At 44.3% G+C, this 9,211-nt stretch carries 6 protein-coding genes; all 6 read right to left on the bottom strand.

The features are described 5' to 3' along the window. Positions 1–58: 58 nt before the first annotated feature. The 6 genes from cbiD to Q4A14_RS08265 all read right to left on the bottom strand — a co-directional run bounded on the left by cbiD (position 59) and on the right by Q4A14_RS08265 (position 8,971). On the bottom strand, positions 59–1,933 hold the full coding sequence (cbiD, locus tag Q4A14_RS08240) for a cobalt-precorrin-5B (C(1))-methyltransferase CbiD (protein ID WP_303171344.1): 1,875 nt from the start codon (positions 1,931–1,933) through the stop codon (positions 59–61). 10 nt (positions 1,934–1,943) lie between these two features. Beyond that, the gene (locus tag Q4A14_RS08245; protein ID WP_303171346.1) at positions 1,944–2,648 is read right to left on the bottom strand and encodes a precorrin-2 C(20)-methyltransferase; all 705 of its coding nucleotides are present in this window, start codon (positions 2,646–2,648) and stop codon (positions 1,944–1,946) included. Between the two features lie 6 nt (positions 2,649–2,654). After that, positions 2,655–4,478: a precorrin-4 C(11)-methyltransferase gene (gene cobM, locus Q4A14_RS08250; RefSeq protein ID WP_303171347.1), complete on the bottom strand. Its 1,824-nt coding sequence runs from the start codon at positions 4,476–4,478 to the stop codon at positions 2,655–2,657. A gap of 49 nt (positions 4,479–4,527) precedes the next feature. Then, positions 4,528–5,712, bottom strand: coding sequence for a precorrin-6y C5,15-methyltransferase (decarboxylating) subunit CbiE (gene cbiE / locus Q4A14_RS08255; RefSeq protein WP_303171348.1), 1,185 nt, complete (start codon positions 5,710–5,712; stop codon positions 4,528–4,530). Between the two features lie 14 nt (positions 5,713–5,726). Continuing rightward, positions 5,727–7,133 carry a precorrin-3B C(17)-methyltransferase gene (cobJ, locus tag Q4A14_RS08260; protein WP_303171350.1) on the bottom strand — a complete coding sequence of 469 codons (1,407 nt, stop codon included), beginning with the start codon at positions 7,131–7,133 and terminating at the stop codon, positions 5,727–5,729. A 164-nt stretch (positions 7,134–7,297) separates the two neighbouring features. Next, the gene (locus Q4A14_RS08265; RefSeq protein WP_303171352.1) at positions 7,298–8,971 is read right to left on the bottom strand and encodes an AMP-binding protein; all 1,674 of its coding nucleotides are present in this window, start codon (positions 8,969–8,971) and stop codon (positions 7,298–7,300) included. Between the last annotated feature and the right edge of the window lie 240 nt (positions 8,972–9,211).

The raw sequence follows: 9,211 nt of genomic DNA on the forward strand, positions 1-9,211 counted from the left end.
TTGGATGAGGTATAAAAAAGGAGGCTGAGCCAAAAATGAATTTTGACACAGCCCCTCTTTATTTTATGAGTTCTCCCGTTTCAGTTATCAGATAAACCGTTAATAACCCATGAGGCAGCAGTGGAGCACAAACCTCATGGCACTTCTGAGCAAGCAAAGTATAGAAAGGAGAAGTCCTCTCCCCATCCCGATCCTTCGGAGGGATGATGTGCCATATCTCTCGTGCGAGAGTTATTTCGGAAATGGACTTGATTTGCTCATCAGAGCATTCTGATTGCCGTGCAAGAGACTGTATAAACTCTTTGTTCATGAGGGTCTTCTTGCTATGTGTATCTAAATACCCCTCAGCAAGTTTAACAGCCTTACCGATCATTATCCCCATCGTAAGATGCTCAAACCCTTCATCACTTGCAGCCTTGACCGTCTCCCCAATAAAGTTCCCATAATGAACAAAAGCCTGCTGAGGTAAGTCAGGATACAAGGCTTTGAGATACTTTTCACTCTTTGCTCCGGAGTTGATTACCAATCTTGGTACACCCATAGATCTCGCCACACGGACTTCTGCTCTAATGGAATTGACAAATGCCTCAGATGAGAAAGGCTTGACAATACCGGAAGTACCGATGATAGAGATCCCTCCAATGATGCCAAGTTTGGGATTGAAGGTTAGTTTTGCGAGCTCCTCACCCTTGGGTACAGATATAGTTACATCGACTCCTACATGAGGCTCTTCCCCATGACGGAGAAGGAGGCTCATCACCTCTTTCTTCATCATCATACGTGGGGTGTTGTTTATCGCAGGCCCACCGACCTCCAAGCCCAAACCGGGAAGGGTTACTTTGCCCACCCCCACTCCCTGGAGAAATAATATATCCGAATGGTTCGGATTTAGGGCAACAGTCGAACAGATTTCTGTCCCCTTTGTCACATCAGGATCATCACCGGAATACTTCAACACGGTGCACCTGACCACACCCTCTTTTGAAACATCCGTATCAGACAAAGGAATCGTTATGGGTTCATCATTGGGTAGCATGATAGTTACCTCTTCAAGGATCTGACCCGTGAGCAAAGTTGTCAGAGCTGCAGCAGTCGCAGCGGTCGCACATGTCCCCGTAGTATAACCGGTTTTGAGGTCATAAAAATGTGGTAGAAGTTGCTCTATGGCGCGCCTCAATCCATGCTTACCATAAACCACAGACTGCGGGGTGTACGGTAGATCCGGGCGTTTGATAACCAAAACAGGGATATCCAGATCAAGAGCCGTTTGCACCTTTTCCGAGAAACCGCCGGTATCTCCACTTTCCTTAGTAATGATCGCTTGAGGATCTATTTGAGCAAATAGCTTACGATCATCAGGCTCTTGATCATAAAATAAAATATGGCTAAGTGGAAAGGCTTCCTTCTGAACCTCAGCGAGAGACTCCGTCCGATTCATAATCCGAAAATAGGTGTCAGGATTAGACTGCCAAAACTTACGCAGGGACTTAATCGTATTGACCCCTGTAAGAGCAAGCAAACGATGAATCTTATTGTGCTCGAGATAACTTATAGCCTCATCATAAGTACCAAACCAATGTAGGCGGGAGTCTCGTTCGGGAAATTTTCGCTCGAAACGGATAACCGGAATATTGACCGCTTCAGCGGTGTCTCCAACATTGCGATGCACATTCATCGCAAAAGGGTGAGCCGCATCAATAATTAGCCTTACATCATTTGCACTGCAAAAGGACATCATCTCATCCTTATCCAATCCCCCGGATACTCTCACACCGTGCACACAGTCAACTTGTTGAGAGGCATTTTTTGTAGAGTAATAATAGATTTTACCTGCATCATCACATGTTTCAACAACGATCCGTCCCTCTGTGGTACCACCAACAATAAGGATACTTGACGACGATTGAGATATATCTGATTGGTTCTTTGACATGATAAGAGGATCATCTCTTGATGATCATGATAGAAAAATAAGGGTATTTTCGATCTAGTATGGTGTTTTTGTCAGTACTATAGAACTCCTTTTCAGGCAAACCTGCATTCTCAAAATAATGAAATGTTGCCTCCCGACATGTCTTAATGATCTGCTTGATGGGCTCTTCGTGAAGAGACAGCTTCATAAGAACGATAGTGCCCCCTTCATCGAGGATATTTGTCACACGCTCGAGAGTAATATCCGAAGGGACAACATTAAGAATCTCATCTTGTTTGACAATATGAAGTCTCGCCAAGGCGCCACAAGCAATAAACGCCGGAACTCCGGGAACACGCTCCGTCTCCACTCCCATATCAAACAGATAATCGGAAATGTAGTGGGCTGAAGAGTAAAAACCACAATCGCCCTCCGCAACAAAAGCAACGTATAATCCTTGCTCATACGCAGATTTGATATCTTTAGCCACTTGGAGATAAGCCTCCTCAGCTGCCCCCCTATCCTTACTCATAGGTACAGAAAAGAGGGTAATCTTATCGGTATCGATACCGAGTTCGGACATTATATCCAAAGACCTTGACAAGGTTTTACCCTTGACTGTTGTCCCAGGGCAATATATCCGCTGTACAGTTTGCAGGATTCGGAGAGACTTAAGCGTGATCAACTCCGGATCTCCGGGTCCCAAGGATACGCATATAGGAGATTTTGTCATCATAAAATATTATGTTCGGAAGAGGTGTTTGAACTCATCTGCATAGAGGCGTGAAAGCCCTTGTCTATTATCTATAGCATCTCCAACGACAATCATTGTCGTAAGAGTAAGATTATTGTCCTTGACAATCTGAGCCAAATCTCGAAGCACACCTCTATATATCCGCTCGTCTTTCCAAGTAAGCTTATAACAAGCGGCGACAGGAGTTTCGGGTGGATAGTGCTCAAGAAGTTGAGCTTGAACATCATCAACAATGCCGGCACTCAAAAAGATACACATCGTACTACGAGAACGAGCCAAGAGATGTAGATTTTCTCTATCAGGCATCGGGGTGCGTCCTTCGCCTCTTGTCAAGATAATCGTCTGCACCTTTTCGGGAATTGTAAACTGGCTACGCAATGCAGCAGCAGCGGCCTGAAAGGAAGAAATACCGGGGGTGATATGGTATGACATCCCATACTCATCAAAGAGAGCCATCTGTTCCTGAATAGCACCGTATATGCATGGATCTCCCGTGTGAAGACGAACGATAAATTTTCCTTTATCGTAAAACTCTTTCATAATCTCGAATTGCTCTTCCAAACTCATAGATGCCGAGCTTCGTACAACAGCCCCAGCCTTTGCATAGTAAGTAAGCTCTATGGGGACGAGACTACCGGCATAGAGGATAAGATCCGCAGACTCGAGAAAATGCTTTCCTCTTACGGAGACCAGTTCAGGATCTCCCGGACCTGCACCAACAATCTCTATATGCCCCCTACGCAAAAACTTTCTGTCCAAAGTCAAAGCAAAAGTAAAGTCATTTCCCTCAGATAATTTGCCCTTCTGTTTCTCAATCAACAACAAACCGAGGTTAGATGATTTCAAAGCCGAAGCCTCAGAGACACTTGGGGATGTCGTGACAGACTCTACTTTTGAGGAAGGGTTAGGGACATCTATTTCATCTAACTCTTCTGCCCTGTAAATATTCGTCGGCACCTGCCACCTTTTTGCAAGTTCATACAAAAGAGGCTCATCTTTCTTTAGAGTTATGGTCCCAACTGAAGCAACCGCATCGATTGCTATATTTTTCTCCCTTAAATAACTTTCTATATACTCAGGAATACCCTCCGGTCTACACAATTTACGGCACCCTAAACCCAAGTGTAAAACCTTAGGATGATAGTATATTGTAGGGGTCGCACTATGGTAAGTAAATGGAGTTACGGCTACCAGAAGTTCATAGTTGTCCAACTGTATATCGTCGTAGTTATAATAAATCGTCACATGCTCCGGCACTGTACGCTCCATGTAATCTGTGCCCTTATCTCTTATATCGAAAAGCAGGGCTGTCTTTCTTCTGTTGACAAACAATGTCAGAGGATGATTGAAATTCGATGCCGAAGAACGCGTTGTCCAACCATACTTTTTCCCCAAGGTATCAAGCGCCCACAATCCGGTATTGTCACTCTTTGTAGAAATAACCTCCTCTGCACCAATTATGCGTGCAATGCGAGAAGTCAATTCATTAGCTCCCCCCACATGGCCTGATAGCACAGAAACAGCATACTGACCGGTACTATCTATATTGATTACCGCAGGATCTGTATGCTTGTCCTTGATATGAGGAGCAATACTTCTGACACAAATGCCCATAGCACCGATGAATATCAATGCTTCTACCTTGTCGAATAAGGTTGCTACCGTATCAGCTATGGATGAGGTTACAATACCATTCTCTACCTCAATCTTAGAGTAGATCACCGTCTCAGGCAATTCCTTTTGTACGGCATATGCCAAGTGTCTGCTGTCTTGGGAAACCAAGATAATAGCATACTTTATTTGTGATATCATTGATTATTTTATATTCGGAGTAGACATGCCCCCCTTTATTTTTCCTAAGTTACGGCTTTATCGCCATCATTACATCGATTGGGTTATGATCATCTACCTGCAGATGAGTTTCCTGACACACCTTTAAACCACAAGCGCTCACAGCATCTGCAAAGAGTTGATGACTCTCATCCGAAACAGAGTTGAATACAATAGGTGCTCCCGAAGGCATCAGGTGACTTACCCTCTGAACAATCTCCAACATCCGTCCCCCATGCCCACCTATAAATACGGCATCAGGAGAAGGATAGGCAGAGACATCCAAATCGGCAAAATCTCCATATACTGCAGTAATCCCCGGGGTTCCAAACTTCCGGGCATTCATCTCCATGAGGTCATTCCCTTCCTCTCTACATTCAAAAGAGATCACTTTCAGATGGGGGAACTGCAATTTTGCCTCTATACTCACAGAACCTGTACAAAAACCGATATCCCAAAATGTCTTAGCCTCCCTAAGATTGAGCATTGCAAGCGAAAGCAATCTTATCGGCATCTTGGTGATCATCTTTACCCGCCCATTCAGGAGATGAAAATCCCCTTCGGGCAGTCCCAGTTTTCGCTCTCGGTGGTATGTTTGCTGCAGGATAATGTTATTGGGATAGGCAAACTCTTTATCCAAAACCGTGTGCAGATCATACGTTCCATACCTTTCACCCTCCTTATTACCAAGGAGCTCTCCCACACACATCGTGTAGTTGTCGTAACCATACTTGATCATCCTCTCAGCTATGGTTTCAGGAGTGTGCACACTCCTATCTGTCAGGATTCCGATCTTCTCATATCCCAGAATCAGAGCCTCATCAAACTTATCCCACGGCCTCCCGGTCAACGATACTATGTGCATGTCCTGATACGGCAGCTGCAAACGATGGGCAAGCAGCTGCAACGAGTTGAAATAAGGATATACCCTTACTTCTTTATCAGGCATATCACGCAAGAGCGTATTGGCAAACCCAAAGAAAAGGGGATCCCCGGAAGCAAAGACAACAACATCATCGTACAGCCTATACTCCTCCATGACTTCTGACAAAGGCACTGTGATAGGTATCCACTTGTAATTGAGAGGCAGATACGGCTCCATGATCTCCAGATGCCTAGCTCCTCCCGAAAATACCCGATGAGTACGAATGATCCCGGCTATCTCCGGAGCAAAAAATTGCTCCCTATTGTCATCTATCCCAATAACGTAAAACATCACTATCTCAACAATTAAAGGTCTCGACCGGGACGGAGCTTTTCCGCATCGTCAAAAGAAAGTATCGAATTGACCAAAGTGGCTGCAAGATTGCTTCCACCTTTGCGACCATCCACGATGAGTTTGGGAATATCCACAAATGGTTTGACCATATGTTTTGACTCTCTCACATTTACAAATCCCACAGGAGCCGCGATGACTCCGGAAGGGTGAGCCTGCCCCTTTCGGATCAATTCACACAACTCCATGAGTGCAGTCGGTGCATTCCCAAACGCGAACAGGGCATCCGGGTGTTCGTGCACGGCAAGACGTATGCCGGCCTGAGTACGAGTTATACCCTTTTCCTTAGCCATCTCAGCCACTCTCGGATCGTTGAGATAACACTTTACCTCTATCCCCATACGCTCCAAAGCTCCTTTGCGGATACCGGACACAACCATAGTCACATCAGTGATGATATGCTTGAGTTTTCCCGATACAAATGCTTCATGCAAACCCTCCACTGCCCCATCATCGACTTTCAAGATATTTTCCATATCAAAGTCTGCTGTAGTATGGATGGCATGGAGCAGAGCCCACTTTTTACCTGATGGAATCTCTCGATTTCGGAGCTCACTGTCTATCGTACGAAAACTTTTGATCATAATCTCCTGCCCGATCTTATCGGCTTTGATCTCCTCGTCACGATAGTATCCTCTCGGAGTGACCATGCGCCCCTCAGAGTTGTATGTCTGTGAGTTCCCGATGATCACGATAGTAAACATATCTGTAGCCTCGGGAGCAAAATCTTTGAGGGTTGTGAGAGTGACCTCTTGTTCGTCTCGCCCGGCCTGACGCACGTAGCCGACGGGAGTCTCCGGATGTCGTTCAAGCAGAAACAATTCCTTCAACCTGTTCAACTGCCAATATCTCCCTATACTGCGAGGATTATAGATCGCTGTCACAAAGTCAGCCTGAGCAGCAGCAATAATACGCTTTTCAATCTTATCCCAAGGCGTCATAAGGTCAGACATCGACACGACACAAAAATCATGTCCCATAGGTGCTCCGAGTAACGATGCAGCCTTCTGAAAAGCACTGATACCCGGCAATGCCACTACTTCGACATCACTCTTTTTCTCATCTTTCATCTCAAAGACAAGTGATGCCATTCCATATATGCCGGCATCACCCGAACTGATAACGCACACGACCTTTCCGTCCTCAGCATAGCGAAAAGCCTCCTCGGCACGCTCACGCTCTTTTTTCATCCCTGTATCTATACAGAGAGCATCGGGCTTGATGATGTGTTCAACAAATCTGAAATAGTACTTGTAGCCCACAATGACATCTGACATTGCGACAGCGTCGTACACCGCAGGGGTTATATCTTCTTTGCCTCCGGGACCCAATCCCGCTATTATGATCTTACCTTTTGACATAAGTACATTTAATATAAAATATTATGTAATGCTTGAAGCCGTCACGACAGTTTTTAATGTAAAACCATTATCTCTACCTTTTGTTGCTAAAAGAAAGAGGTATCGAGAGAAACAAAAACATTCCCTCGATACCTCCATGTATCAAATCCTAAGAGCGTCATATTTCAATCCACCTTGTAGAGGTATCTCTTGATGCTCTTTTTAGGTGTTTTTTCAAACTCTTTATCCATAATCTGGAATGCTGAAACACGTTCGTAAGCAGCCAGTTTTTGATTCAACAAGTTTTTGTTTTCATTCATGACTTGTTGTATTGCCTCAGGAGTCGTTATATTGGCTGCCTTAAGCGCCACTTCATCAGGGAAAATAAGTGCCACAAGCTGGTGAGTAGAACGCTGAAGGACAAGAGACTCTGCGACATAAGGCATCAGATTGATCTTTGCCTCTATCTCTTCAGGATATATATTCTGTCCTGAAGGTCCGAGCAACATACTCTTACCACGTCCCTTGATGAATATATTACCATGCTTATCTATTGTACCAAGGTCTCCTGTACGCATCCAGCCATCGGAGGTGAACAGTGCAAGTGTCGCCTCTTCATTTTTATAGTACCCCTTACATACATGTTCGCCTCGTACTTGGATTTCTCCGATCCCCGGTTCATGAGATTCAGGCACATCTGCTATACGGACCTCCATGAGCCCCGGCAGGATTTTTCCACAGGACATGGGAACATACTTCTTATTATCAATATAGGAAATAAGAGGAGCACACTCCGTCATACCATAACCGACAGTGTATGGGAATCGTATCTTATGTAGAAAATTGGTCACTTCCTCATTCATTGCAGCACCACCGACAATAAACTCACGGAACTCTCCCCCCATTGTATCTACAAGCTTCTGACGTATCTTACCATGTATGATGCCCTTGATGATAGGAAGTTTCAGAAGTATCCTCATAGAGAACTTTTTCAACGTCGGGACAAGAACATTTTTATATATCTTCTCAAGTATCAGAGGGACACTGATAATGAGATTGGGGCGCACATCTTTGAATGCTTGCATCAGCACGGCAGGGGTTGGCAACACTCCCAACATATAAATATGTGCCCCGGCCTCTACAGGTGCAAGAAAGTTGAATGCACACCCGTAAGCGTGGGCATTAGGAAGGAAACTCAATATCTTTTCCGATCTTCGAATAATTCGATTAACCTTTGCAAAGATTATGTTTCCGGCAAGATTATTGGCAGTAAGTATTACCCCCTTACTGAAACCCGTAGTACCCGAAGTATAATTGATGAGGACAACTTCCTCATTGCTGATATCGCGATAGGAGACATCCTCTTTTGTAAACCCTTCAGGATATTTTTCAGCAAACAACGCTTCCACATCAAGGCCTCGAGCCACCTCACTACGAGAAAGCCCCATATCGGTCTTAAGCATACTGATATCCATTACCGTATGGACTTCGGGCATCTCCTCACCCATAAGCATATTCAAATGAGTGCCGGTTGCAAAAACCACCTTTGAGTCACTGTGTCTGATAATATTATGGATATCTTCAGAATTAAAATCCGGCAAGATTGGTACAATGATAGCACCGTAAGTCACGACACCCATATATACCATACACCACTCAGGGCTGTCCTTGGCTACAATAGTCACCTTATCTCCCGGTTCTACCCCAATGCGCTCCAAGATGATGTGCACCTTGGCAACCCATTTTGCCATATCAGCATAGCTATAAGTATTTCCGGTAGAGTAATTTGTAAATGCAGGAAGAGACCAGTTTTCTCTAAAGGAGGTCTCATATAACTTGATAAAATTTTCTTTAACCATAGATTGACGTATGCACATTCTGTATTCTTATGTGCAAAAATATAAAATCTTTCTGACATACACTATATCAAGATGTTCTTTTTAGTAAAACAATGAAGATAATAGGCTCAGAATATAGATGTTATGAGGTTATAACTATCCGGTAAATAATGGAGATATGAGTAGATAAAAATGCCCTTTTGCATGCCATCTGAGAAACAGATTAGTAACAAGGTATAGAACCTTCCAAATCAATATGCC

The organism is Porphyromonas sp. (genome assembly GCF_030529325.1).
Taxonomy (GTDB): Bacteria; Bacteroidota; Bacteroidia; order Bacteroidales; family Porphyromonadaceae; genus Porphyromonas_A.

Coding starts and splice junctions, on each gene's coding strand:
- cbiE (WP_303171348.1), bottom strand. CDS start 5,712: ATGTTTTACGTTATTGGGATAGATGACAATAGGGAGCAATTTTTTGCT.
- cobM (WP_303171347.1), bottom strand. CDS start 4,478: ATGATATCACAAATAAAGTATGCTATTATCTTGGTTTCCCAAGACAGC.
- cobJ (WP_303171350.1), bottom strand. CDS start 7,133: ATGTCAAAAGGTAAGATCATAATAGCGGGATTGGGTCCCGGAGGCAAA.
- cbiD (WP_303171344.1), bottom strand. CDS start 1,933: ATGTCAAAGAACCAATCAGATATATCTCAATCGTCGTCAAGTATCCTT.
- Q4A14_RS08245 (WP_303171346.1), bottom strand. CDS start 2,648: ATGATGACAAAATCTCCTATATGCGTATCCTTGGGACCCGGAGATCCG.
- Q4A14_RS08265 (WP_303171352.1), bottom strand. CDS start 8,971: ATGGTTAAAGAAAATTTTATCAAGTTATATGAGACCTCCTTTAGAGAA.